Origin of the sequence: Streptomyces sp. NPDC006393 (assembly GCF_040628575.1) — a bacterium.
Lineage (GTDB): Bacteria > Actinomycetota > Actinomycetes > Streptomycetales > Streptomycetaceae > Streptomyces.
Window position 1 is genome coordinate 16,399 of sequence record NZ_JBEXZD010000074.1, and the last position, 25,259, is coordinate 41,657.

24 protein-coding genes are annotated in these 25,259 nt (G+C 72.2%); 18 read left to right on the top strand and 6 right to left on the bottom strand.

The window, feature by feature from the left end:
• The first annotated feature begins 170 nt into the window (after nt 1-170).
• The 11 genes from ABZ484_RS26145 to ABZ484_RS26195 all read left to right on the top strand — a co-directional run bounded on the left by ABZ484_RS26145 (nt 171) and on the right by ABZ484_RS26195 (nt 13,204).
• Entirely contained in the window at nt 171-1,838 is a 1,668-nt protein-coding gene (locus tag ABZ484_RS26145; RefSeq protein ID WP_358868359.1) for a CTP synthase, read from the top strand.
• A gap of 114 nt (nt 1,839-1,952) precedes the next feature.
• Nucleotides 1,953-2,579 carry an NUDIX hydrolase gene (locus tag ABZ484_RS26150; protein ID WP_358868360.1) on the top strand — a complete coding sequence of 209 codons (627 nt, stop codon included), beginning with the start codon at nt 1,953-1,955 and terminating at the stop codon, nt 2,577-2,579.
• Between the two features lie 462 nt (nt 2,580-3,041).
• On the top strand, nt 3,042-5,150 hold the full coding sequence (locus ABZ484_RS26155; RefSeq protein ID WP_358868361.1) for a tetratricopeptide repeat protein: 2,109 nt from the start codon (nt 3,042-3,044) through the stop codon (nt 5,148-5,150).
• 134 nt (nt 5,151-5,284) lie between these two features.
• On the top strand, nt 5,285-6,409 hold the full coding sequence (gene ald / locus ABZ484_RS26160; RefSeq protein ID WP_358868362.1) for an alanine dehydrogenase: 1,125 nt from the start codon (nt 5,285-5,287) through the stop codon (nt 6,407-6,409).
• A 411-nt stretch (nt 6,410-6,820) separates the two neighbouring features.
• Nucleotides 6,821-7,957 (top strand): ParA family protein, encoded by a 1,137-nt coding sequence (locus ABZ484_RS26165; protein WP_078917385.1) that lies wholly within the window; start codon nt 6,821-6,823, stop codon nt 7,955-7,957.
• A complete protein-coding gene (locus ABZ484_RS26170; protein WP_358868363.1) occupies nt 7,942-8,544 on the top strand; it encodes a hypothetical protein in 603 nt (200 codons plus the stop codon). Before ABZ484_RS26165 ends, ABZ484_RS26170 begins: the two co-directional genes overlap by 16 nt.
• An 18-nt stretch (nt 8,545-8,562) precedes the next feature.
• The gene (locus ABZ484_RS26175; protein ID WP_358868364.1) at nt 8,563-9,612 is read left to right on the top strand and encodes a segregation/condensation protein A; all 1,050 of its coding nucleotides are present in this window, start codon (nt 8,563-8,565) and stop codon (nt 9,610-9,612) included.
• Nucleotides 9,609-10,310 (top strand): SMC-Scp complex subunit ScpB, encoded by a 702-nt coding sequence (gene scpB / locus ABZ484_RS26180; protein ID WP_358868365.1) that lies wholly within the window; start codon nt 9,609-9,611, stop codon nt 10,308-10,310. Before ABZ484_RS26175 ends, scpB begins: the two co-directional genes overlap by 4 nt.
• Nucleotides 10,310-11,377, top strand: a complete 1,068-nt coding sequence (locus tag ABZ484_RS26185; protein ID WP_358868366.1) for a pseudouridine synthase — start codon at nt 10,310-10,312, stop codon at nt 11,375-11,377. Before scpB ends, ABZ484_RS26185 begins: the two co-directional genes overlap by 1 nt.
• A 65-nt stretch (nt 11,378-11,442) precedes the next feature.
• The gene (locus tag ABZ484_RS26190) at nt 11,443-12,450 is read left to right on the top strand and encodes an ADP-ribosylglycohydrolase family protein (protein ID WP_358868367.1); all 1,008 of its coding nucleotides are present in this window, start codon (nt 11,443-11,445) and stop codon (nt 12,448-12,450) included.
• A gap of 4 nt (nt 12,451-12,454) precedes the next feature.
• Entirely contained in the window at nt 12,455-13,204 is a 750-nt protein-coding gene (locus ABZ484_RS26195; RefSeq protein WP_358868368.1) for a nucleotidyltransferase domain-containing protein, read from the top strand.
• Here ABZ484_RS26195 and ABZ484_RS26200 read toward each other — a convergent pair.
• Both ABZ484_RS26200 and ABZ484_RS26205 read right to left on the bottom strand, forming a co-directional pair.
• On the bottom strand, nt 13,130-13,885 hold the full coding sequence (locus ABZ484_RS26200; RefSeq protein ID WP_358868369.1) for a nucleotidyltransferase domain-containing protein: 756 nt from the start codon (nt 13,883-13,885) through the stop codon (nt 13,130-13,132). The two genes, ABZ484_RS26195 and ABZ484_RS26200, sit on opposite strands and share 75 nt — an antisense overlap.
• Before the next feature lie 22 nt (nt 13,886-13,907).
• Entirely contained in the window at nt 13,908-14,396 is a 489-nt protein-coding gene (locus ABZ484_RS26205) for a Rieske (2Fe-2S) protein (RefSeq protein ID WP_358868370.1), read from the bottom strand.
• 297 nt (nt 14,397-14,693) lie between these two features.
• Between ABZ484_RS26205 and aroH the strand changes: the two genes are divergently transcribed.
• The 5 genes from aroH to der all read left to right on the top strand — a co-directional run bounded on the left by aroH (nt 14,694) and on the right by der (nt 19,706).
• The gene (gene aroH, locus ABZ484_RS26210; protein WP_358868371.1) at nt 14,694-15,056 is read left to right on the top strand and encodes a chorismate mutase; all 363 of its coding nucleotides are present in this window, start codon (nt 14,694-14,696) and stop codon (nt 15,054-15,056) included.
• Nucleotides 15,053-16,138, top strand: coding sequence for a prephenate dehydrogenase (locus ABZ484_RS26215; RefSeq protein WP_358868372.1), 1,086 nt, complete (start codon nt 15,053-15,055; stop codon nt 16,136-16,138). Before aroH ends, ABZ484_RS26215 begins: the two co-directional genes overlap by 4 nt.
• Nucleotides 16,139-16,810: 672 nt before the next feature.
• Nucleotides 16,811-17,506 carry a (d)CMP kinase gene (gene cmk, locus ABZ484_RS26220; RefSeq protein ID WP_358868373.1) on the top strand — a complete coding sequence of 232 codons (696 nt, stop codon included), beginning with the start codon at nt 16,811-16,813 and terminating at the stop codon, nt 17,504-17,506.
• A 53-nt stretch (nt 17,507-17,559) separates the two neighbouring features.
• On the top strand, nt 17,560-18,147 hold the full coding sequence (locus ABZ484_RS26225; RefSeq protein WP_358868382.1) for a lysophospholipid acyltransferase family protein: 588 nt from the start codon (nt 17,560-17,562) through the stop codon (nt 18,145-18,147).
• 74 nt (nt 18,148-18,221) lie between these two features.
• On the top strand, nt 18,222-19,706 hold the full coding sequence (gene der / locus ABZ484_RS26230; protein ID WP_358868374.1) for a ribosome biogenesis GTPase Der: 1,485 nt from the start codon (nt 18,222-18,224) through the stop codon (nt 19,704-19,706).
• Nucleotides 19,707-19,803: 97 nt separating this feature from the next.
• On the opposite strand, the gene ABZ484_RS26235 is transcribed toward der, so the two are convergent.
• Together ABZ484_RS26235 and ABZ484_RS26240 are read right to left on the bottom strand one after the other, a co-directional pair.
• Nucleotides 19,804-20,178: a hypothetical protein gene (locus tag ABZ484_RS26235; protein WP_358868375.1), complete on the bottom strand. Its 375-nt coding sequence runs from the start codon at nt 20,176-20,178 to the stop codon at nt 19,804-19,806.
• A gap of 37 nt (nt 20,179-20,215) precedes the next feature.
• Nucleotides 20,216-21,109, bottom strand: coding sequence for a hypothetical protein (locus tag ABZ484_RS26240; RefSeq protein ID WP_358868376.1), 894 nt, complete (start codon nt 21,107-21,109; stop codon nt 20,216-20,218).
• A gap of 542 nt (nt 21,110-21,651) precedes the next feature.
• Between ABZ484_RS26240 and ABZ484_RS26245 the strand changes: the two genes are divergently transcribed.
• Entirely contained in the window at nt 21,652-22,434 is a 783-nt protein-coding gene (locus ABZ484_RS26245) for a transglycosylase family protein (protein WP_358868377.1), read from the top strand.
• Nucleotides 22,435-22,829: 395 nt separating this feature from the next.
• Entirely contained in the window at nt 22,830-23,045 is a 216-nt protein-coding gene (locus ABZ484_RS26250) for an I78 family peptidase inhibitor (RefSeq protein ID WP_306190846.1), read from the top strand.
• A gap of 28 nt (nt 23,046-23,073) precedes the next feature.
• On the opposite strand, the gene ABZ484_RS26255 is transcribed toward ABZ484_RS26250, so the two are convergent.
• A complete protein-coding gene (locus tag ABZ484_RS26255) occupies nt 23,074-24,099 on the bottom strand; it encodes a phosphatase PAP2 family protein (protein WP_358868378.1) in 1,026 nt (341 codons plus the stop codon).
• A gap of 269 nt (nt 24,100-24,368) precedes the next feature.
• On the bottom strand, nt 24,369-25,259 hold an 891-nt coding region (locus ABZ484_RS26260; RefSeq protein WP_358868379.1), incomplete at its 5' end, for a hypothetical protein.

A 25,259-nucleotide genomic window follows, 5' to 3' on the forward strand; every position in this document is an offset into this window, starting at 1 on the left:
CGTGGCCGGAAGCCATCGCCCTCCGGCGCTGATACCCTGGTAGCCCGTGGACCGGTGGGCTCGAAACCCCCGAACCGCAGCGACGGCACCCCAGCCGGACAACCCGGGTTCCCCGGGCCGGACAGCCGTACCGCACGACAGACCGCGACCACGGGAGCCCCCTCTTGGCCATGCCGCCCACTGTTTTCCGGAACAGCACAGCCACGACGACCAAGCACATCTTCGTCACCGGGGGTGTCGCCTCCTCGCTCGGCAAGGGCCTCACCGCCTCCAGCCTGGGCATGCTGCTCAAGGCCCGCGGCCTGCGCGTCGTGATGCAGAAGCTCGACCCGTACCTGAACGTGGACCCGGGCACGATGAACCCCTTCCAGCACGGTGAGGTGTTCGTCACCAACGACGGTGCCGAGACCGACCTGGACATCGGACACTACGAGCGCTTCCTCGACCGTGACCTGGACGGCACCGCCAATGTCACTACAGGCCAGGTGTACTCCACGGTGATCGCCAAGGAGCGGCGCGGCGAGTACCTCGGCGACACGGTGCAGGTCATCCCGCACATCACCAACGAGATCAAGCACCGCATCCGGCGCATGGCCACCGACGAGGTGGACGTCGTCATCACCGAGGTCGGCGGCACGGTCGGCGACATCGAGTCGCTGCCGTTCCTGGAGACCGTCCGCCAGGTCCGCCACGAGGTCGGCCGGGACAACGTCTTCGTGGTGCACATCTCGCTCCTGCCCTACATCGGCCCCTCCGGCGAGCTGAAGACCAAGCCGACCCAGCACTCGGTCGCCGCGCTGCGCAACATCGGTATCCAGCCGGACGCCATCGTGCTGCGCTGCGACCGCGAGGTGCCGACCGCGATCAAGCGCAAGATCTCCCTGATGTGCGACGTCGACGAGGCCGCCGTCGTGGCCTGCCCCGACGCCCGCTCGATCTACGACATCCCGAAGGTCGTGCACTCCGAGGGCCTGGACGCGTACGTGGTGCGCAAGCTGGACCTGCCCTTCCGTGACGTGGACTGGACGACCTGGGACGACCTGCTCGACCGCGTCCACAACCCCGACCACGAGATCACCCTCGCGCTGGTCGGCAAGTACATCGACCTGCCCGACGCCTACCTGTCGGTGACCGAGGCGCTGCGCGCGGGCGGCTTCGCCAACAAGGCCCGCGTGAAGATCAAGTGGGTCACCTCCGACGACTGCAAGACCCCGGCCGGCGCCAAGGCGCAGCTCGATGACGTCGACGGCATCTGCATCCCGGGCGGCTTCGGCGACCGCGGTGTGCTCGGCAAGGTCGGCGCCATCCGCTACGCCCGCGAGAACAAGATCCCGCTGCTCGGCCTGTGCCTGGGCCTCCAGTGCATCGTGATCGAGGCCGCGCGCAGCCTCGCGGACATCTCCGACGCCAACTCCACCGAGTTCGACCCGGCCACCGCCCACCCGGTGATCTCCACCATGGCCGAGCAGCTCGACATCGTCGCCGGTGAGGGCGACATGGGCGGAACCATGCGGCTCGGCATGTACCCGGCCAAGCTGGCCGAGGGCTCGATCGTGCGCGAGGTCCACGACGGCAAGGAGTACGTCGAGGAGCGCCACCGCCACCGGTACGAGGTGAACAACGCCTACCGGGCCGAGCTGGAGAAGAAGGCGGGCATCGTCTTCTCCGGCACCTCCCCGGACGGCAAGCTCGTCGAGTACGTGGAGTACCCGCGCGACGTCCACCCCTACCTGGTCGCCACCCAGGCGCACCCGGAGCTGCGGTCGCGCCCGACCCGCCCGCACCCGCTGTTCGCGGGCCTGGTGAAGGCCGCGGTCGAGCGGAAGAACTCGAAGTAGCACACCCGGTTGTACGGTTGCCGGGGTGCCCACCCCTCAAAGGCGGGCACCCCGGCTTTTGTGTACGTGAGGACGTGCGAGGTACGTGTGGGTATGCGTGGGGAAGGGCAGGGCATGACGATCAGGGACATCCCCGAGGAGTGGGAGATCCGGGGGTCGCGGACCCCGTTCACCGGGGCCAAGACCTCGGTCCGGACGGACGACGTGGTCATGCCCGACGGCTCCGTGGCCACGCGTGACTACCAGGTCCACCCCGGCTCGGTGGCCGTTCTCGCCCTGGACGCCGAGGACCGGGTCCTGGTCATCCGCCAGTACCGCCACCCGGTGCGGCAGCGGCTGTGGGAGATCCCGGCCGGCCTCCTGGACGTGCCCGGCGAGAACCCGCTGCACGCCGCCCGGCGCGAGCTGTACGAGGAGGCGCACGTCAAGGCCGAGGACTGGCGGGTGCTGACCGACGTGTACACCACGCCCGGCGGCTGCGACGAGGCCGTACGGATCTTCCTCGCCCGCGACCTGTCCGAGGCGGAGGGCGAGCGCTTCGCGGCCGAGCACGAGGAGACGGACATGGAGCTGGGCCGGGTGCCGGTCACGGACCTGGTGCGGGGCGTGCTCGCGGGCGAGCTGCACAACAACTGCCTGGTCGTGGGTGTCCTCGCGCTGCTCGCGGCACGGCAGGGCGACGGACTGGACGCGCTGCGCCCGGCGGAGGCGCCCTGGCCGGCACGCCCCTTCGAGTCGTGACGCCCGCGCCCCGGCGCCTCGCGCTGGGCGCGCTCGTCCTGGCGGTGACGGCGGCGGCCGGCACCTGGGCGGTTGCCGCCGCGAAGAGCCGGCAGGTGCGCCTGGCGACGGTCTCCTCCCGCTCCCCGCTCGTCGGCACCTGGGAGGTGGAGGAGGGAGGGGGCCGGCTGCATCTCGACGCGGGCATGTGGAGACGGGGGTGCCATCCATCTGTGCGTGGCGTCGCAGTCCCCGGGAGTGCTGTGCGACCCGCTGCTGCGCCGGGCCCCCGGGTGAGCCGGACGGGCCCGGCACACGGCGTGTCGCCGTCCGGTGTGACCATCGCCTGATCCGATCGGGCGATGTGGTCGCCGTGCCCGCCGTGCTCCTCCCGGAACGTCGCAGAGAGTGAACTAGGCTCTTCGATGGCCCGCACCGGAGTCCCGGCGGGCTTGCGCGTTGCGGTGGGACGGAGTGTGGCCCGTGACGGACCAGGCGGTGGGCGCAGGCGGCATGAACCTGTCGGGAGACGACCGGTCGCCGGCGGCGATGACACGCCTTTTCCTGGGCCGCACACGGGAGTTGAAGGAGCTGCGCGCCGACATCGAGCGGGCCGGCCTCGACACCATCTCCGGCCGCAAGGCCCCCCGCGCGCGCGTGCTCCTCATCGCGGGCCGGGCCGGCTCCGGCCGTACGGCGCTCGCCGAGAAACTGGTCCGGCAGGTCGCCCACCGCTACCCCGACGGCGTGCTGCGCGCCCGGCTCACCGAGCCCGGCGGCACGCCGGTGCCGGTCGAGCGCGCCGCCCGCGACCTGCTCACCGCGCTCGGCCTGCCCACCCCGCCCGGCGCCGCCGAGGACGACCTGGCGAAGACCCTGCGGGACGCCCTCGCCGAGCGCCGTGTCCTGCTCCTGCTCGACGACGCGGCCGGCGCCGACCAGGTCGACGCGCTGCTGCCCGACAACGCCGACTGCCTGCTCGTCGCGGTCGCCCGGGGCCCGCTCACGGGCATCGCCGACGTCCGGCCCTGCACCCTGGGCGGGCTGGACACCAAGTCCGGGGTGGAGCTGCTGGGCCACACCATCGACCCGGTGCGCATCACCGTCGACCCGCGCGCCGCCGAGCATCTCGTCGAGGTGTGCCAGGGCCATCCGGCCGCCCTCGCCCTGGCCGGCGGCTGGCTCGCCGCCCGCCCCAAGGCGGCCGTCTCCGACCTCGCCAAGCAACTGCACGCCGACCCCGAGGAGGGCGACCCGCTCGGCCGCGTCCTGCGGCTCGTGCACGCCGCCCTGCCCGGCTCCGCCGCCCGGATGCTGCGCCTGCTCGCCCTCGCCCCGGCCGGCGACATCGACCCGCACACCGCCTCCGCGCTCGCCGGCTGCTCGCTCGACGGGGCCTGCGAGCTGCTCGACGACTTCGCCGCCCTCGGGCTGCTGCGGACCGTCCCCGCGCCGCTGCCGCGCTACGAGGTGCCCGGCTGTCTGCATCCGCTGCTGAAGTCCCTCGCCGACCGCCACGACCGGCCCGCCGAGCTCCAGCTGGCCCGGGCCCGGATGCTGGAGCGGACCGTGAGGTTGCTCCAGTCCTGCCGCGCGATCACCGAGACCGACAGTCCCGAGGCCCGCGAGCGGCTCAAGAGCCTGCCGCCCGCGCTGCGCTTCGCCACCCCGCGGGCCGCCGAGGACTGGCTGCTCACCCGTCGGTCCGCGCTGCTCGCCGCCGCCCGCCTCGCGGTCGCCGACGGCGAGCTCGACACCCTGGCCCGCCGCCTGATGTCGCAGCTGGTGCGGGCCATGGTCGCCCACCTGGGCACCCAGGCCGCCGCCGGTGACCTGTACGGCATCCACCGCCTCGTCCTCGACGTGGCCGAGCGGCAGAACCTGCCCCGGGAGCAGGCCGCCGCCCTGCTGAACCTCGCCGACCTGGACGCCCGCACCGGCCGGACGGCCCAGGCGCTGGCCCGCTACCGGGCCGCTCTGGACGCCGGACGCGCGGCGAACGACCCGTACGCGACCGGCCGTGCGATGGAATCCGTAGGCAGCGCCCACCAGGAGCTCGGCGACCACGACCGGGCGGCCGACTGGTACGGCCGGGCGCTCGCCCAGCGGCTGGCGCGCGGCGAACACGCGGACGCCGCCCGGCTGTACGGCCGGATCGCCACCGCGCACACCTACGCGGGCCGCTACGGCGAGGCGCTGCGCAACTGGCGGGCCGCCGTCGCCGCGCACCGCAGGACCGGCGATGTCGCGGCCCACGCGCGGGCCTTGAGCGAGCTGGCCCGCGTCCAGGAGTACGCGGGCCGGCCCGAGGAGTGCCTGCGCACCTGCCAGGAGGCCGTCGAGTGGGCCCGTCGCGCCGGGGACGCACGGCTCCAGGCCGCGCTCCAACTGCGGCTCGCCGACACCCTGGAGCGGCTCGGCGACCCGGCCGCCGCGGCACTGCACCGCGGCGCGGCCGAGCGCATGCTCGCCGGCGGGATCCGGCCGGACGGCGGGCCCCCGGCGGGCGACGAGCGGGACGACACGGACGACACACCACGGGAACACGCTGCTGATGCCTGCGAAATCCGCAGCACATCCGGTGAAGATTGATGCAATGAAAGGCTAGACAGCGCGAACACCTTCATTAAACTGGCTCTGCCGCTCGTTCTCCTGCGGTGTCTCCTGGTATGCCCCCGCATGCCGGGGTACGTCACTATTGCCCCACATTCCCTGAGCCAAGGACCGTGATCGACGTGAAGGTCGGCATCCCCCGCGAGGTCAAGAACAACGAGTTCCGGGTGGCCATCACCCCCGCCGGCGTGCACGAGCTGGTGCGCAACGGCCACCAGGTCGTCGTCGAGCGGAACGCCGGCGTCGGCTCCTCGATCCCGAACGAGGAGTACGTGGCGGCCGGCGCCCAGATCCTCGACACCGCCGACGAGGTCTGGGCCACCGCCGACCTGCTGCTGAAGGTCAAGGAGCCCATCGCCGAGGAGTACCACCGGCTCCGCAAGGACCAGATCCTCTTCACCTATCTGCACCTGGCCGCCTCCAAGGAGTGCACGGACGCCCTGCTGGAGTCCGGCACCACGGCGATCGCCTACGAGACCGTCGAGCTCCCCGGCCGCGCGCTGCCGCTGCTCGCCCCGATGTCCGAGGTCGCGGGCCGGCTGGCCCCGCAGGTCGGCGCCTACCACCTGATGGCCGCCAACGGTGGCCGCGGTGTGCTGCCCGGCGGCGTCCCGGGCGTGCCGGCCGGCAAGGCCGTCATCATCGGCGGCGGCGTCTCCGGCTGGAACGCCGCGCAGATCGCCATCGGCCTGGGCTTCCACGTGACCCTGCTCGACAAGGACATCAACAAGCTCAAGGAGGCCGACAAGATCTTCGGTACGAAGATCCAGACCGTCGTCTCCAACGCCTTCGAGCTGGAGAAGGCCTGCCTGGACGCCGACCTCGTCGTCGGCGCGGTCCTCATCCCGGGCGCCAAGGCCCCCAAGCTGGTCACCAACGAGCTGGTGTCCCGGATGAAGGCGGGAAGTGTCCTTGTCGACATCGCGATCGACCAGGGCGGCTGCTTCGAGGACTCCCACCCGACCACGCACGCCGAGCCGACCTTCCGGGTCCACAACTCGGTCTTCTACTGCGTGGCCAACATGCCCGGCGCGGTGCCCAACACCTCCACCTACGCGCTGACCAACGCCACGCTGCCGTACATCGTCTCGCTGGCCAACAACGGCTGGGTGGAGGCGCTGCGCCGCGACGCCGCGCTCGCCAAGGGTCTCAACACCCATGACGGCAAGGTGGTTTACAAGGAGGTCGCCGAGGCGCACGGCCTGGAGCACGTCGAGCTGGAGACCCTGCTCGGCTGAGCCCGCGGCGAAGCGGTCGTCAAGTCACCTTGGAGTAAAAGGCGATACGTCAACACGTGTCGTCAACGCCACGCATCCGGCCGGACCTTGCCCCACAAGGTCCGGCCGGATGTGTGTATGGTCACTTCGCCGCACTCGGTCAACTCGCCTCGAAAGCAACCGTTCGACCGATTCACGCACCGGTGAAACCTGCCGTGCGACGGTCGTACGCCCTTGACAGAGGGATGTTTCATTGCCGACACATCAGGCCGGGTCCGGCTGATTGTGTTGCTGCGGACCGCCGACACGCCATAGAGTCGCCAACCGTCGGCATGGTGCCACGCTGACCTGTCTAGAAGTTTCCTGGTCACCAAGGAGGTAAGACGACTTGTGAATGAGTCGACATTTTCTCCCGGGGGTGGTCAACCAGGAATGCCTGCGCGGGGCCAGGGCCCCGCGGGGCTCGAGGCTGTCGGCTCCGTTGCTGTGCGCACCTTCGCAGCCCACCAGGGTCACCGGATGCAAGGGGTGACCCAGCCAGCACACCAGAGCATGGATGGCCATCACGTGAACGCCATGGCCGGCGACGGAAGTGGCGCGCCCCACAACCACTTCGCCGACTACGACGAACTGCCCGAGGGGCACTTCTACGACCCCGACGCCGAATACGAGCCCGACCCCGAGTACGCGGCCACGCTGGCGCCCGACGCGGCCCGCCAGCGCCGCGAGCGCATCGGCCCGACCGGACGCCCGCTGCCGTACTTCCCCATCCCGGGCCCGCTGACCGACCACGGCCCCGCGAAGATCATCGCGATGTGCAACCAGAAGGGCGGCGTCGGCAAGACGACGTCGACCATCAACCTGGGTGCCGCGCTCGCGGAGTACGGCCGGCGCGTGCTGCTCGTGGACTTCGACCCGCAGGGCGCGCTGTCGGTGGGTCTCGGCGTCAACCCCATGGAGCTCGACCTCACCGTCTACAACCTGCTCATGGAGCGGGGCATGTCGGCGGACGAGGTCCTGCTGAAGACGGCGGTCCCCAACATGGACCTGCTGCCCAGCAACATCGACCTGTCGGCCGCCGAGGTCCAGCTGGTGAGCGAGGTCGCGCGCGAGTCGACGCTCCAGCGCGCGCTCAAGCCGCTGATGGACGACTACGACTACATCGTCATCGACTGCCAGCCCTCGCTCGGCCTGCTCACCGTCAACGCCCTCACGGCCGCGCACAAGGTGATCGTGCCGCTGGAGTGCGAGTTCTTCGCCCTGCGCGGTGTCGCGCTGCTGACCGAGACCATCGAGAAGGTCCAGGAGCGCCTCAACCCGGACCTGGAGCTCGACGGGATCCTCGCCACGATGTACGACTCGCGCACCGTCCACAGCCGCGAGGTGCTCGCGCGTGTCGTCGAGGCGTTCGACGACCACGTGTACCACACGGTCATCGGGCGCACGGTCCGCTTCCCGGAGACCACGGTCGCCGGTGAGCCCATCACCACGTACGCCTCCAACTCCGTCGGTGCCGCCGCCTACCGCCAGCTCGCCAGGGAGGTGCTCGCCCGGTGTCACGCCGAGTGAGTCTGCCGGGGGCCGACGAACTGTTCCGTACGACAGGGGGGACGGCGCTCCAGGCGTCCACTCCCCGGCGCCAGCCGGGCGGCGAGGCCAGGGTGCCCGCCCCCTCGGGGGAGAGCGACCCGGCGGCTGCCGCGGCCGAGGACGCCCCGCAGTCGGTGCCCGCGCAGGGCGGCGACGGCGCGGGCGCGGAGCACGTGGCGGCCGGCGCCGAGCCGGCCGAGGCCGGAGAGTCCCGCAGCCGGGGCACCGCGGGCCCGGCGGCGGAGCGCTCCGCGCGGCGCCAGGCGGCGCAGGAGGGTCCTGCCGCGAACGGTTCCGCGAATGCCGCCGCCGCGCAGCCGCGCAAGCGCGGCCGGTCCGCGTCACGCCGGCCCAGCGGCCGGGAACGGCACGACGAGAAGATCACGGTGTACGTGTCCGCCGAGGAACTGATGGACCTGGAGCACGCCCGCCTGGTGCTCCGGGGCGAGCACGGCCTCGCCGTCGACCGCGGCCGGATCGTCCGGGAGGCGGTGGCCGTCGTCCTCGCCGACCTGGAGACCCGCGGGGACGCCAGCATCCTCGTGCGCCGGCTGCGCGGGCGGTAGCGGTAGCCTGCGGGGGCCATGACCTCGAACGACGTACCCGCTCCCGGCGCAAACGCCGGTCGTCGGCGTGCGTTGGGGCGGGGACCGGGGGCGCCGCGACCGGCTCCGCCGGTCGAACCGGTCGTCCCGCCTCCCGCGGAGGTTCCGGAACCCGAGCCCCCGGCCGAGGTGCCCGCCGCACCGGAGGCTCCGGAGAAGACACCACCGGAGGTACCGGAGGAGGCGGCACCCGAGGTTCCGGAGGAGAACGGATCCTCCGACGGCGTCTTCAAGGTGCGCCTCTCCAACTTCGAGGGCCCCTTCGATCTGCTCCTCCAGTTGATCTCCAAGCACAAGCTGGACGTCACCGAGGTGGCGCTCTCCAAGGTCACCGACGAGTTCATGGCCCACATCCGGGCGATGGGGCCCGACTGGGACCTGGATCAGACCACCGAGTTCCTCGTCGTCGCCGCCACCCTGCTCGACCTCAAGGCCGCCCGGCTGCTGCCCGCCGCCGAGGTGGAGGACGAGGCCGACCTGGCGCTGCTGGAGGCCCGGGACCTGCTGTTCGCGCGGCTGCTGCAGTACCGCGCGTACAAACAGATCGCGGAGATCTTCAACGAGCGCATCGAGGAGGAGGCCCGGCGTTACCCCCGTACCGTCGGGCTGGAACCCGAGCACGCCGAGCTGCTGCCCGAGGTCGTCATCAGCATCGGACCCGAGGGCTTCGCCAGGCTCGCGGTCAAGGCGATGCAGCCCAAGCCCAAGCCGCAGGTGTACGTCGACCACATCCACGCCCCGCTGGTCAGCGTGCGGGAGCAGGCCGGGATCGTGGTCGCGCGGCTGAAGGAGCTGGGCGAGGCGAGCTTCCGGGCGCTGGTGGAGGACACCGACGACACCCTCACCGTCGTGGCCCGCTTCCTCGCGCTGCTGGAGCTGTACCGGGAGAAGGCCGTCGCCCTGGAGCAGGAGGCCGCGCTCGGCGAGCTGATGGTGCGCTGGACCGGCGGGGACGAGGACGCGGCACCGATGGTCACCGACGAGTTCGACCGGCCGCCCGAGAAGACCGAGGAGGAGAGGAAGCCGTGAGCGAGGACACCACCGAGGTTCCGGCGGGGCCGGGCACCGTCGCCGACCTGGACCTCAGGCCCGCCCTGGAGGCCGTCCTCATGGTCGTGGACGAACCCGCCACCGAGGACCATCTGGCCAAGATCCTCGAACGGCCGAAGCGGCAGATCGCGGACGCGCTGCGCGAGCTGGCCGACGAGTACACCGTGCAGGGGCGCGGCTTCGAGCTGCGGTTCGTCGCGGGCGGCTGGCGCTTCTACACCCGGGCCGCGTACGCGCCCGCCGTCGAGCGGCTGGTCCTGGACGGTCAGACCGCCCGGCTCACCCAGGCCGCGCTGGAGACCCTGGCGGTGGTCGCCTACCGCCAGCCGGTCAGCCGCAGCCGGGTCTCCGCCGTGCGCGGAGTGAACTGCGACGGCGTGATGCGCACCCTGTTGCAGCGCGGGCTGGTCGAGGAGGCGGGCACGGAACCCGAAACAGGTGCGATCCTGTACAGGACGACGAACTACTTCCTGGAGCGGATGGGCCTGCGCGGTCTGGACGAGCTCCCGGAGCTCGCGCCCTTCCTCCCGGAGGCGGACGCGATCGAGGCCGAGACGCAGGAAGGCGTGCCGTCGTTCGACCCGGACGCCCCGGACCCGGACGACGGTCCCGGGACGCGTACGACCGACACGACCACGACCTACACGACGACTGACACGACGACGACGGAACTTTGATGCGAAGCAGCGGCAGCGGCAAGAGCGGCGGGCGCGGTAACCACCGCGGTGCCGGCAACAACAGGGACCAGAAGCAGGGGCAGGGCCGCCCCCGCAAGCCCCGCCCCGAGGAGCGCCGCTACGACGTCGGCCCCGGCGCCACCAAGGACGGCCCGAAGTCGGGTCGCGGCGGCGCGGCCCGCGGCGGAGCCAAGGGCGGCCCCAAGCAGCCCCAGCAGGGCGGTCGCGGCCGTACGGCTCCCGCGCGCTCCCGCGAGTACGAGGCGCGCGCCGAGGAGCGCAACCGCGAGCGGTACGCCGGCAAGAGGGACATCAAGCTGCCCAAGACCTTCCCGGGCGCCGAGCAGGAGGGCGAGCGGCTCCAGAAGGTGCTCGCGCGCGCGGGCTACGGCTCGCGGCGTGCCTGCGAGGAGCTGATCGAGCAGGCGCGGGTCGAGGTCAACGGCGAGATCGTCCTGGAGCAGGGCCGCCGCGTCGACCCGGAGAAGGACGAGGTCAAGGTCGACGGACTGACGGTCGCCACGCAGTCGTACCAGTTCTTCTCGCTGAACAAGCCCGCGGGCGTCGTCTCCACGATGGAGGACCCCGAGGGCCGGCAGTGCCTCGGCGACTACGTCACCAACCGCGAGACCCGGCTCTTCCACGTCGGCCGGCTCGACACCGAGACCGAGGGCGTCATCCTGCTCACCAACCACGGCGAGCTGGCGCACCGCCTGACCCACCCCAAGTACGGCGTGAGGAAGACCTACCTCGCCGCCATCGTCGGCCCGATCCCGCGCGACCTGGGCAAGTGGCTGAAGGACGGCATCCAGCTGGAGGACGGCTACGCCCGCGCGGACCACTTCCGGGTCGTCGAGCAGACCGGCAAGAACTACCTGGTCGAGGTCACCCTCCACGAGGGCCGCAAGCACATCGTGCGCCGCATGCTCGCGGAGGCCGGCTTCCCGGTCGACAAGCTGGTCCGCACCGCCTTCGGCCCCATCACCCTCGGCGACCAGAAGTCCGGCTGGCTCCGCCGCCTGTCCAACACCGAGGTCGGCATGCTGATGAAGGAGGTCGACCTCTAGAAGCGCCTTGCGTCGATCACCGTCCCCCTTTATTGTCATGATGACGATAAAGGGGGATGGCGCTTATGCCCAAGCAGCCGGCGACCGGAGCACTCATCGGCCTCGCCCTCGGAGACGCCCTCGGCTTCCCGACCGAGTTCAACGACGTGCCCTCGATCCTGTCCAAGTGCGGCCCCTGGCGGGAGATGGAGCTGTCGAGCGGCGCCTTCGTCTCCGACGACACCCAGATGACCCTCGCCGTCGGACGCGCTCTCCGCACCGCCATGGACCGGGGCGTCCTCGCCCCGGGGGCGCTGGAGACGCCGCTGCGCGAGGAGTTCATCGACTGGTACGAGTCGCCGGACAACAACCGCGCCCCGGGCCGTACCTGCATGGCCGCCTGCAGCGTGCTCAGGACCGAGGGGCTGCCTTGGCAGGAAGCGAGCCTGATCGACTCCAAGGGCTGCGGCGCCAACATGCGGGTCGCCCCCATCGGCCTCGCTCCGGGCCTGAGTGACGACCAGCGGGCCGGTGCCGCCCAGTTGCAGTCCGCGCTGACCCACGGCCACCCGACCGCCCTGGCCGCCTCCGACCTCACCGCCCATGCCGTGCGCCTGCTCGCCCAGGGCGCCGACCCCGCCGGGCTGGTCGGGCGGCTGCGGTCGTACGCCTACGACCACCGCACGCACTACGACCACGCCTGGCTCGGCGACCTGTGGACCCGCTCCCAGGACGCCGGCCCCGAGCAGTTCATCGCGCGCGGCTGGGACGAGTGCCTGGAGATCCTCGGCCGGCTCCAGGAGGCCGTGGGCAGCGTCTCCCCGGAGACCGACCCGTGCCTGGCCACCGGGGAGGGCTGGATCGCCGAAGAGGCCCTCGCCACCGGGCTGCTGTGCTTCCTGCTCTTCCCCGACGAGCCCGTCACCGCCCTGCGCCGGGCCGCCTGCTCCTCCGGCGACTCCGACTCCATCGCCTGCCTCACCGGCGCCTTCGCGGGCGCCTGGCTCGGCGCGGACGCCTGGCCGGCCGACTGGGCCGACCGGATCGAGTACCGGGACGACCTGTTGGCGCTGGGGACGCTCTGGGACGCTTAGGCCCATGATCGACGACCTCGACATCGACCTGAAGCCCGTGGTGGCGGAACAGCCCGACCCCCTGTTGTTCGCGACCGTCTCCGGAGCTCATCTGTACGGCTTCCCCTCGCGGGACTCGGACGTGGACCTGCGGGGTGTCCATCTGCTCCCGGCGGCCGACCTCGTCGGGCTGCGCGAGCCGGAGGAGACCCGCTCCCGGACCTGGGTGCGGCACGGCGTCGAGCTGGACCTCGTCACCCACGATCTGCGCAAGTTCGTCCGGCTGATGCTCCGCCGCAACGGCTATGTGCTGGAGCAGCTGCTCTCGCCGCTGGTCGTGCACTCCGGGGAGGCGCACCGGGAGCTGGTCGCGCTCGCCCCCGGCGTCCTCACCAGCCACCACGCACACCACTACCGGGGCTTCGCGGTGACCCAGTGGCGGCTCTTCGAGAAGACCGGCGAACTCAAACCGCTGCTCTACACCTTCCGGGTGCTGCTCACCGGCATCCACCTCATGCGCAGCGGTGAGGTGCTGGCCCATCTGCCCACGCTGCTGGAGCAGGTCGAGGCCCCCGGCTATCTGCCCGAGCTGACAGCCGCGAAGGCGGAGCGGGAGCACGGCACCGCCGACATCGCGCAGGCGCGCGTGGAAGCCGATGTGGAACGGCTGCACGCCGTGCTCGACGACGCCCAGGCCGCCTCAGCCCTGCCCGACGCGCCGAGCGGCCACGACGCCCTGCACGACTTCGTGGTCCGGGTCCGCCTGCGGGGCTGAGGTACGGCGCACCCGGAACAGAAAGTCGCTCACGCGTGCGTGATCCGGCTCGGGCGGGAGCGGGCTGTGCTCAAGGGCCTCGTCCGCCTCCGCGCCCAGGCGAGCCATCCACGCCTCGACCTCGGCCCAGGAGACCTCGCCCCTCTTCACCGCGAGCAGGGGCTCCCGCTGTTCGCCGACGTCGATCCGGAACTCGCCGGTGCGCAGCAGGTCGCGGGCGCTCGTCAGGAGGCGGAGCAGGTGCATGGCGTGCTTCCAGCGCGGGGCGCCGTGGGTGCGCAGGTCGGCGTCGAGCTTGCGGCGCTGGCCGAGGGCGTAGCCGGTGAAGGTGGCATGGACCTGGCGGGAGAGGAACGCCCGGCGCAGGGCGAGGAGTTCACGGCCGGTGTCGTCGGCGTACTCCACGAGCGGGGAGTGCAGGCACTCCAGGATGTTCGGGTTCCCGCGCAGCGCCAGTTCGCAGAAGCGTTCCAGCTCCCAGCTGAACTGCTCGGGCAGCGGTCCGTCCACATGCGTCGGCGGCTTGTCGAACCGCCAGAAGAGCTCGGTGGGCGCGACGAAGACGCCCCGGCGGTCCGTGTCGCTGCCGTCCGTCGCCAGCCCGAAGGCCCGCGAGCCCATCACACAGGCGAAGATCGTGTGATCGCGTACCAGGCGGTGGCCGGGGTCCTCGGGCTGCATGCCCGGGAGCGTACGCGGAACCTCACGTCAGACGGATCGAATTTCCCCGCACCTCGATCTTCCGGGCGGCCAGCGGCCGGGTCGCCGGGCCGCCCGCCACCGAGCCGTCGGTGATGCGGAAACGGCTGCCGTGGCAGGGGCAGTCGATGGTGCCCTCCACGACCTTGGCGACCGTGCAGCCCTGGTGGGTGCAGACCGCCGAGAAGGCCTTGAACTGGCCCTTCACCGGCTGGGTGACCACCACCTTCTGCTCCGCGAAGACCTTGCCGCCGCCCTCCGGGATGTCGCTGGTGCTCGTCAGGTCCTGCGCCACTTCGGAGGCGCTGAGGGAGGCGTCGGCCTCCGGGTGGGAGGAAGGGGACTCCTCGGCCAGCGCGGGGGGAGTGGTCTCGGCCGACGGGGACATGTCCGTGGAGTTCTCGGTTCCGCCAGCCGTGGTGCCGCACCCCGTCACCGCGAGTGCCGCCGCACCCGTGGCGAGAACCGTGCGCCGCGTCGAGCCGTGGGTCATGGGATCACTCCGGGGGTTGCCGAGGAAGGGGATGCGAAAGGGGGAGCTCCGAGGGCGGAGCAGGCAAGAGCATCTTCGCATCGAAGGGCGGCAAGACGAAGCAAATCGGGAGTGGATGCCGCAAAAGGTGTTTTCGGTGCGTACTCCTCATCGCTGATCGTTGCCGCGCACTGCTTCCCCGTCTCAGTGAGCGAGCGGCCGCACGCCCGGCGCAGGCGCTCTGACTAGGCTGGACGCCCGAGAGCGACACACACGTCAGCAGCGACACAGATCAGCACGTCAGCGAGGAGCAGCGCCGTGGCGGTACGAGCGGTCCGGGGGGCCGTCCAGTTGGAACGGGACGAGGCCGGCCACATGAGCGAGCAGGTCGAGGCCCTGCTCACCGCCGTCCTGGAGCGGAACGGCCTGACCACCGACGACCTGATCAGCATCTGGTTCACCGCCACGCCCGACCTGCACAGCGACTTCCCGGCGGCCGCCGCCCGCCGGCTCGGCATCGTCGACGTACCGCTGATCTGCGCGCAGGAACTGGACATCGAGGGCGCGATGCCCCGCGTCGTCCGCGTCCTCGCGCACATCGAGTCCGACCGGCCGCGCGCCGAGATCGCCCATGTGTACCTCGGCGCGGCGGCCGCACTGCGCAAGGACATCGCCCAATGAGGACCGCACTCGTCATCGGAACCGGGCTCATCGGCACCTCCGCCGCCCTGGCCCTGGCCCAGCGCGGCGTGACCGTGCATCTGGCCGACCACGACCCGGGGCAGGCCCGTACGGCCGCGGCACTGGGCGCCGGCACGGACGAGGCCCCGGACGGGCCCGTCGACCTCGCGATCGTGGCCGCCCCGCCGGCGCACGTGGCCGGGGTGCTCGCCGACGCCATGCGCCGGGAGGTGGCCCGCGGCTATGTGGACGTGGCCAGCGTCAAGGGCGGCCCGCGCCGCGAGCTGGAGTCGCTCGGCCTGGACCTGAACCGCTACATCGGCACCCACCCCATGTCGGGCCGCGAGAAGTCCGGGCCGCTGGCCGCGACCGGCGACCTCTTCGAGGGCCGCCCCTGGGTGCTCACCCCCACCCGGGACACCGACACCGAGGTGCTCAACCTCGCCCTGGAGCTGGTCTCGCACTGCCGTGCGGTCCCGGTCGTCATGGACGCCGACGCCCACGACCGTGCCGTGGCCCTGGTCTCCCACATGCCCCATCTCGTCTCCAGCATGGTCGCCGCGCGCCTGGAGCACGCCGAGGAGGCGGCCGTACGGCTGTGCGGGCAGGGCATCCGGGACGTCACGCGGATCGCCGCCTCCGATCCGCGGATGTGGATCGACATCCTGTCCGCCAACCCGGGGCCGGTCGCCGACCTCCTCTCCGACGTCGCCGCCGACCTGGACGAGGCGGTGCGCGCCCTGCGCGCGCTTCAGTCCTCCGACGAGTCCAAGCGTCGCGAGGGCAGCGTGGGCATCGAGGACGTGCTGCGGCGCGGCAACGCGGGCCAGGTCCGGGTCCCCGGCAAGCACGGGTCCGCGCCGCGGACGTACGAGGTCGTCGCCGTCCTCATCGACGACCAGCCCGGCCAGCTGGCCCGCATCTTCGCGGACGCGGGGATGGCCGGCGTCAACATCGAGGACGTGCGCATCGAGCACGCGACCGGGCAGCAGGCGGGTCTGGTGCAGCTGATGGTCGAGCCGAAGGCGGCCCCGGTCCTCACCGCCGCCCTGCGCGAGCGAGGCTGGGCCATCCGCCAGTAGCGGCTGACCCCCGTCGCGTGTGCGGCGGGGGGAGCCCGGCCCTCGCCGGGACCGGATGCCGCGGTCGGCCCCCGGGGGCCGGGCGCCTGCGGCTGGGACGCCGGGGCCGGACGTCCGCAGCCGGACGCCGGCGCCGCGGGCCGGGTCGGGCACTTGCCCGTTTGCCGGGGCCGGGCGACGGGGCCGGACGCCAGGGGTACGGCGCCTGCGGCCGGGTGCTGGGGTCGGGCATCCGCCCGTTTTGCCGGGATCGGGCGATGGGTCGGACGCCAGGAGTAGGACGCCCGCTGTTGGAGGCCTGCGGCCGGGTGCTGGGGCGGGTACTTGCCCGTCTCGCCGGGGCTGGGTGTCGGGGCCGGACGTCAGGGGCCCGATGTCAGGGGCGGACACCCGCGGCCAGGCGCCTGCGGCCGGACACCCGGAGCCGGGTGCCGGGGTCGGATGCCCGGCCGGCTCGCCGGGGTCGGGTGTCGGGGTCGGGTTCTCGCCCGTCGTGCCGGGGGCGGGCCCCTCGGCTGTCGTGGCGGGGGCGGGTGCCCGGCCGTCTTGTCGGGGGCGGGGCCTCACTCGTATGGAGGGGTCCGGGAAGCCAGTAACCTTGTGCGGGGCGCTGTGAGGATTCGGCGTCCCGTACACCCGCCCACCACCCTTCACCCAGGAAGGTGCCCCGCTGTGGAAAACGGCGCCGCCCGGACCGCCCAGCCCGTGATTGTCGCCATCGACGGCCCCTCCGGCACGGGCAAGTCGAGCACGTCGAAGGCCGTCGCCGCGCAGCTCGGCCTGAGCTACCTGGACACCGGCGCCCAGTACCGGGCGATCACCTGGTGGATGGTGACCAACGGGATCGACACCGACGACCCCACCGCGATCGCCGCCGTGGCCGGCAAGGCCGAGATCGTCTCCGGCACCGACCCGGCCCACCCGACGATCACCGTCGACGGTGTGGACGTGGCCGGCCCGATCCGCACCCAGGAGGTCACCTCCAAGGTCAGCGCGGTCAGCGCCGTGCCGGAGGTGCGGGCCCGGATCACCGAGTTGCAGCGCTCCCTGGCCGTCTCGGCCGAGACGGGGATCGTCGTCGAGGGCCGTGACATCGGCACCACCGTGCTGCCGGACGCCGACCTGAAGATCTTCCTCACGGCCTCCCCGGAGGCCCGCGCCGCCCGCCGCAGCGGCGAGCTCAAGGGCGCCGACCTGCACACCACCCGCGAGGCCCTGATCAAGCGGGACGCGGCCGACTCCAGCCGCAAGACCTCCCCGCTGGCCAAGGCCGGCGACGCGGTCGAGGTGGACACCACCGACCTGACGCTGCCGCAGGTCATCGAGTGCGTCGTCACCCTCGTCGAGGAGAAGCGGGCCGCGAGGTGAGCCTTCCGTCCGAGCGGGGCGCCGAGGTCGGGCGGCGCATCGGCGTCGGCCTGATGCACGGGCTGTGGCGGCCGCGCGTGCTCGGCGCCTGGAGGGTGCCGGCGACCGGCCCGGCGATCCTCGCCGTGAACCACTCCCACAACATCGACGGCCCGATGGTCATGGGCGTGGCGCCCCGGCCGACCCACTTCCTGATCAAGAAGGAGGCGTTCGTCGGCCCGCTCGGCCCGTTCCTGACCGGGATCGGCCAGCTCCAGGTGGACCGGCACACCGCCGACCGCACCGCGATCACCCGCGCCCTCGGCGTCCTGGACGCGGGCGGTGTCCTCGGCATCTTCCCCGAGGGCACCCGCGGCGAGGGAGACTTCGCCTCCCTGCGCGCCGGGCTCGCCTACTTCGCGGTCCGCGGCGGGGCGCCGGTCGTCCCGGTGGCCGTGCTGGGAAGTTCCGAGCGGCGCGGACGGTTGATACAGGGACTGCCCCCGCTGCGCTCCCGCATCGACGTCGTCTTCGGCGACCCCTTCGAGGCGGGCGACGGGAGCGGACGGCGTACGCGCCGGGCGCTGGACGAGGCCACCGAGCGCATCCAGAAGCAGCTCACCGCCCATCTGGAAAACGCCAGGCGCCTGACCGGGCGCTGAGCGACACTCGAGTAGTGGATCACCACGGACCGTGGCGCTCCACCGATCACCACGAACGACGAGGTACGGACTTCATGAACGACGACATCCAGCCCGAGGGCTCGGCCGAGCACGAGTACGACCACGGGGCGCTCGGCGACGCCGAGTACGCGGAGTTCATGGAGCTCGCCGCGGAAGAGGGCTTCGACGTCGAGGACGTCGAGGGCGCCATCGAGGCGGCCGGGCACGGCCCGCTGCCCGTCCTCGCCGTCGTCGGCCGCCCCAATGTCGGCAAGTCGACCCTGGTGAACCGCATCATCGGCCGCCGTGAGGCGGTCGTCGAGGACAAGCCGGGCGTCACCCGCGACCGGGTCACCTACGAGGCCGAGTGGGCGGGCCGCCGCTTCAAGGTCGTCGACACCGGCGGCTGGGAGCAGGACGTCCTCGGCATCGACGCCTCCGTGGCCGCCCAGGCCGAGTACGCCATCGAGGCCGCCGACGCGGTCGTCTTCGTCGTCGACGCCAAGGTCGGCGCCACCGACACCGACGAGGCCGTCGTACGGCTGCTGCGCAAGGCCGGCAAGCCGGTGGTGCTGTGCGCCAACAAGGTGGACGGCCCGAGCGGCGAGGCCGACGCCGCGTACCTGTGGTCGCTCGGCCTCGGCGAACCGCACCCGGTCTCGGCGCTGCACGGCCGCGGCACCGGCGACATGCTGGACCGCGTCCTGGAGGTGCTGCCCGAGGCGCCGCGGGAGACGTTCGGCGGGAGCGGCATCGGCGGCCCGCGCCGGGTGGCCCTCATCGGCCGCCCCAACGTCGGCAAGTCCTCGCTGCTGAACAAGGTGGCCGGCGAGGAGCGTGTCGTCGTCAACGAGCTGGCCGGCACCACCCGCGACCCGGTCGACGAGCTGATCGAACTGGGCGGCGTGACCTGGAAGTTCGTCGACACCGCCGGTATCCGCAAGCGGGTCCACCTCCAGCAGGGCGCCGACTACTACGCCTCGCTGCGCACCGCCGCCGCCGTGGAGAAGGCCGAGGTCGCCGTCGTACTGATCGACGCCTCCGAGTCCGTCTCGGTGCAGGACCAGCGCATCATCACCATGGCCGTCGAGGCGGGCCGTGCGCTCGTCGTCGCCTACAACAAGTGGGACACGCTCGACGAGGAGCGCCGCTACTACCTGGAGCGGGAGATCGAGACCGATCTCGCGCAGATCGCCTGGGCCCCGCGCGTGAACGTCTCGGCGCGCACCGGACGGCACATGGAGAAGCTGGTCCCGGCCATCGAGACCGCCCTGGCCGGCTGGGAGACCCGGGTCCCGACCGGCCGCCTCAACGCCTTCCTGGGCGAACTGGTCGCCGCCCATCCGCACCCGATCCGGGGCGGAAAGCAGCCGCGCATCCTCTTCGGCACCCAGGCCGGCACCAAGCCGCCGCGGTTCGTCCTGTTCGCGTCCGGGTTCATCGAGGCGGGCTACCGGCGGTTCATCGAGCGCCGGCTGCGCGAGGAGTTCGGCTTCGAGGGCACGCCGATCCATATCTCGGTGCGGGTGCGCGAGAAGCGCGGCTCGAAGAAGAAGTAGCCGCCGGTCCGAGGAAACTCGGCGGCGGTTCGGACGACGGAAAGGGCGGCCCTGTCAGGGGGACCGCCCTTTCCGGCTCGTGGGGCCCGCCGGGGTCTCACAGACCGCGGCGCGGGGCGGGCGGCAGTGCCGCCGGGACATGGTGCGTCCCGTTCTCCTGCCGCCCGATCGCGCCCACGCGCTGCCACTGCGCCTGCTGCTGCCCGGTTCCGTGCCGGGTGCCGTAGACCCCGGCGCTGTAGGCGATGTACGCCTGGGAGCCCGTACTGTGCGGGAGGTTCCCGAACGCGACGAAGCCCAGATCCTCCTCGCCGCTGCGGTCACCCGGCAGCGCTCGGTAGGACTTGACGTACTCGGCGTAGAGCGCGTCGTAGATCGGCGTGGCCGATGGGCCGCCATGGGGGTCCTGGACCGGCCGCGCGGACCGGATCGTCGAGTAGGACTGGCGGCGGGGAACGTCATATGCGTGCACGTATGTGCAAACGACCCCGGACCGGAAGGGATGCGGCTCAGGTCCCGGCCAGCGGCAGCGTGGCCGCCACCAGCCGGCCCGCGGTCGCGGCCTTGTCCAGGGCCTCGCGCAGCAGGTCCTCACGCGGCTGGCGTCCGATGGAGCCGACCGGCGCCGCGAACAGGAGCACCTGCTGGTGCTTGTTGGCGGCGGCCCGCCAGCCGTCGCTGACCTGGAGCGGCTGGTGCGCCTGCCACCATGCCGTCGGCCGGCCGGCGCCACCCCCCGGCTGGAGGACGGCGTGCAGCTGGCCCATGGCCAGCAGCACCGACCAGCCGTGCAGCACCGCCGGTACGGAGTCGAGGTCGGCGACGGGCCGGTAGCCCTGCTCGACGAGCAGCGTCAGGAAGTCGTCGCCGGGACCGGCCGTCCCCGGGCGCACGATGGGCGCGGTGGGCTCGACGACCAGGGCGGGGTGCAACTCCCCGGCGATCAGGACGAGTCCGCTGGTCACGCCGAGCACCGCCTGCTCCGGCACCACCTTGTGGGGGTCGCCCTGCTGGATTCCGGACTCCTGGATCCCGGTCTGCTGGATCCCCGCCTGCTGGATGCCCGCCTGCTGGGGTTCGAACTGCTGCGGCGCGCCCTGCGCGGGCACCCCGCCGAAGGCAGCCGTGTCGGCGTTGATGGAGCGCACCGCGCCCCGCAGCTGTTCCTCGGTGACCTGGACGACCTGCGAGGGCAGGCAGGTGGCGTGGGCGAAGGCGAGGACGGCGGTCTCGTCCCCGACGAACAGGACGGTGCTGGTGCGCTCCTGTTCGCTGTCGCCGGGGGTGCGGCAGGACGTGCAGTCGTAACTGCCCGGGGCGTTCTCTCCGGCGAGCAGCCGGTCGGCTTCTTCGTCGCCGATCTCGGCGCGTACGGCGTCGCTGACGTCGAGCATGCGCGGCACGGGTGGCTCCCTCGGGATGCGGTACGTGACGGGACCGGGTGGCTCCCGGCCCGGGAACCGGGAGGGCCCCCGGCTCATGAAGAAGACAACGGACGATCTGTGGCGGGAGTCACGCCCTCCGAAGAACGGAATCGAACCATCCTGCGCACACGGTCACGACCGGTGCGGAATCGGCCACTCACCGTCAACTCGCCAAAAGTCAAGGGGTGTTGACGGGGTGAAGTGAGTCACAGGCGGACCGAGCTCCTGGTCGACAAATCAGGAAATCGGCGAATGAAGTGGGTGGCCGAAAAAAGTCGATACCTGCGGTAACCGGCAACTGGCCTGCCGGAACAGGCGATTGGTTGATCCGCGCTGGTCATGCTCCCTACATTCCTCGGCCGTGTGCACAGAGCACCACCCGGGCACGTCCGCCGACCGCACCACCCCAGCAGCATCCAGCACGACCCCGACCGGCGGACGGGGCGAGCGCGCCGACCGCGTCCATGCGTGCGAGGCGCGCCCCGCCCTGGGGGACCCCGGGTCCGTCGAGAGGGATGTCCATGTCCGAATGTGCCGATACCTACGCCGCTTCCCACGTCTCACCCGCCGGCACCGAGCGCGACGGCGCCCGTAGGGCCCGGACGGCGGCGGCGGCCCTCGCCGGGGCGGCCCTGCTCGCCCCGCTCGGTCTGCTGGCCGCGACCGGCGAGGCCCGTGCGGCGGACGGCGGGGTGTGGGACCGCATCGCGCAGTGCGAGAGCGGCGGCAACTGGCACATCAACACCGGCAACGGCTACTACGGCGGGCTCCAGTTCGCCGCCGGCACCTGGCGCGCCTACGGCGGCACGGCCTACGCGCCCACCGCCGACCGGGCCTCGCGGGCCCAGCAGATCGCCGTGGCCACCCGGGTCCAGCAGGCCCAGGGCTGGGGCGCGTGGCCGGTCTGTTCGGCCCGGGCCGGGGCGTCCGGCAGCGCGCCGGACGCGGCTCCGGCCGGGAGCGGGTCGGCGCACACGGCGAACAAGACTTACGAGCCCCCCAAGTCCAACGAGTCTCACAGGTCCCACAAGTCCCGCTCGTCCTACGAGTCGGCACACGGATCGGCGCAGGACCCGGCGCACCGGTCCGCGCGGCACGACGCGCGGAACGCGGCACCTGAGCGCGAGGCGGGGCACGCCGGCCGCGGTGCCTCACGCGGCGCGTACACCGTGCGCGCGGGCGACACCCTGAGCGGCATCGCCGCCCGGCACGGCACCACCTGGCAGCGGCTCTACGCCCTCAACACGTCCGTCGTCGGGGACGACCCCGACCTGATCGTGCCCGGGCAGCGCCTCGCGCTGTGAGCCGCGGTCCGTCCCAGGCGACGGCCCCGTCCGGTCGGTCGACCGGGCGGGGCCTCGCTGTGAAATGCCTGTGTCTCCGTGGCCCTCGCGCACCGGCCGCGAATGGGGCGGGAATGGCCTTCAGGGATCCTTGCGGGATCCTTCCGGGGTGTGCCGGGGCGGTCCCGCGGGCGTTGTCGCCGCCCTTTCCGCCGGGGTTTTCCGGACGTCTGCCGGGCCCGCGGGAATTGCGTTCGAATGGCTGCGGAAGGGGAACGGAACCGCCCTTGAGGGTGACGGAGTTCCTCCGTCCGGCCGTCGTGATCCTGTGACAGAAATGTGACAGGAGTGACGTAGGTGGCTGTTGCCGCCATCCTGGGCTTCCGTGGCCGGGGGCGGGCGCCTAGCGTGGCCGTATGGCACCGATTCCCACTCCGCCCGCGGAGCCCCAGGACAATCCGGAGACATACGTCGGCCTCGAGGCCGGGCGGGCCGAGCAACTCGCGCGTGAACGCGGCTGGTCGACGGTCAGGTCCCTGCCGCCGGGCGCGATCATCACCATGGAGTACCGGTTCGGGCGGCTGAACTTCGAGGTGGCGGACGGCCGGGTGGCCCGCGCCTGGAAGGGCTGACGCGGCGGCCGGGGCGCCGTCGCGGCCGTCAGGGGCGGGCCGCCGAGGTCGTGCCGCGGGGGACACGCTCGAGGTGCGGCGGGCGGCGGCTGCCGGCCGGGGTGACCGGTGTGCGCTCCGAGCGGGTCAGGTGCGGGCGGCCCGGGGCGAGATGGACCGCGTTCCGCGAGGGCGGGCGGCTCGAGCCGACCGGCTCGCGGGCCGCGGCGCCCTCGTCCGCGGCGGTGGCACGCGGCTTGAGCAGCACCGGGGAACCCACGGGATGGGCCGGCACGGGCACCGGGGCGCGGCGGCCACGGCGGGCGCGCCAGCGGTCGCGCAGGTCGAACAGGCCGTTCTCGACCCTGGCGATCAGCGGCTCGAACCACGGCAGCGCGAGCATGATCAGCAGACCGGCGGCCCAGCCGAGGAGCACGTCGCTGAGCCAGTGCGTGCCCAGGTAGACGGTGGTGAGGCCGACACCGAGCGCGGTCACCGCGGACAGGGCGGACAGCCAGCGGCGCGCTCTCGGGGTGGAGGCCAGATAAGCCAGGATGCCCCAGGTCACCACGGCGTTGGCGGTGTGGCCGCTGGGGAATATATCGCCGCCCAGGCCCATCTCGTTGGAGCCGATGACGGTGGCGTAGTGCGGTCCGAGGCGTCCCATGCCGAGCTTCGCGGCGCCGACCGTGAGGTTGAGCAGCAGCAGCGAGGCGGCGAGGGTGAGCAGCGGGCGCACGGTGTGCTGCCGCCAGGAGCGCCAGCCCAGCCAGGCGGCGACCATCACGGCGGTGGGGCCGCGCTGGCCCAGCACCACGTAGTAGTCGAGGAACGCGTGGATCTGCGGCCACTGCTGGTACGGCCGGAAGAACATGACCTGCCAGTCCAGGCGGACCAGCCAGGAAGTGGTCACCACGGCCCAGACGATCGCCAGGTAGAAGGCCAGGGTCGCGGAGAAGAGCACGACCCGGTGCCGGCTCATTCTCGGCATGTCGATGTGCGCCGGCCGTTGCGGCTCACGGTCCAGCCTGGCGAACACCCGGTCCAGGCGGGTGACGGTTCCTTCGGTACGCACCTAATCGACGTTACAGCGGGTCAGCTCAGTTCCCCGACGAATCACGGGGTTTGTGATGACGATGTGATGTGGGATTGCTCTCAACGGGCCTTTATTTCCACGGATTACGCAATCCGGGCCCCCCTTCCGGAGCACATTACCTTTGATCATTCCGGAAGTTGCTTATATCGCGCTTATGAATTCGTTAACCGGAAGCTCGGATGTAATTACCCGTCCGCTCATCGGACGAGCGGGCGATCGGTGGGCGATCGGCGGGTGATCGGCGGCGGTCACGGGGGGCCGGAGCCGTTCAGCCAGAACGCTCCGTAGAGCGCCGAGGCCACCGCGACCGCGCCGACCACCAGCGCCGACCGGGAGGCGCGTGCCCGGGCGAGCGCGAGTGCCAGGGGCAGCAGCAGCGGGAAGGCGGGCAGCAGCAGGCGTGGCTTGGAACCGAAGTAGCTGGACGCGCACAGCGCGAGCGCGGTGACGACACCCGAGTACACCAGGAGCGGCAGCGGCTGTCCCTGCCGTACGCCGATGACGTACAGCCAGATCACCGCGGCCACCCCGGCGATCAGCCCCAGCCCCGCCAGGGCCGAGGGAAAGGAGGTGAACTTGTCGGCGACGAAGCGGGCGAAGGCGTATCCGCCGTCGAAGCCGTTGCGCCAGCCGGCCTGCACATCGAGATAACCGAGCATGCCCCCGCCGGTGCGGTGGCCCACCCACAGGACGTAGCCGGCGGCGCCGAGCGGCGCGAGCAGCATGCCGAGGAGGAGACGGGAGGGAGCGGGGACGGGGACGGTGGAGGCGTGTGCCGTCCGCCGGGCGCCGTTCGCCGCCGTCGCGCTCCGGCCGCGGACGAACGTGCTCCGACTGTGCACGAACGTGGTGCGGTCGCGCACGAACGTGGTGACCGCCGCCGCCCACACCGCGGCCACGACGGCGAGACCGACCGGCCGGGTCAGCCCCGCCAGAAGCGCCAGGCCACCCGCGGTCACCCAGCGCCCGGTCAGCACGCAGTACAGCGACCAGGCGGCGAGCGCCGTGAACAGCGACTCGCTGTACGCCATCGACTGCACGATCCCGACCGGCAGCACCGCCCACAGCAGCACCGCGAGGACGCCGGCGCGGCGGCCGTACGCATGGTCGACCACCGCGAAGATCCCCCAGGCCGCGGC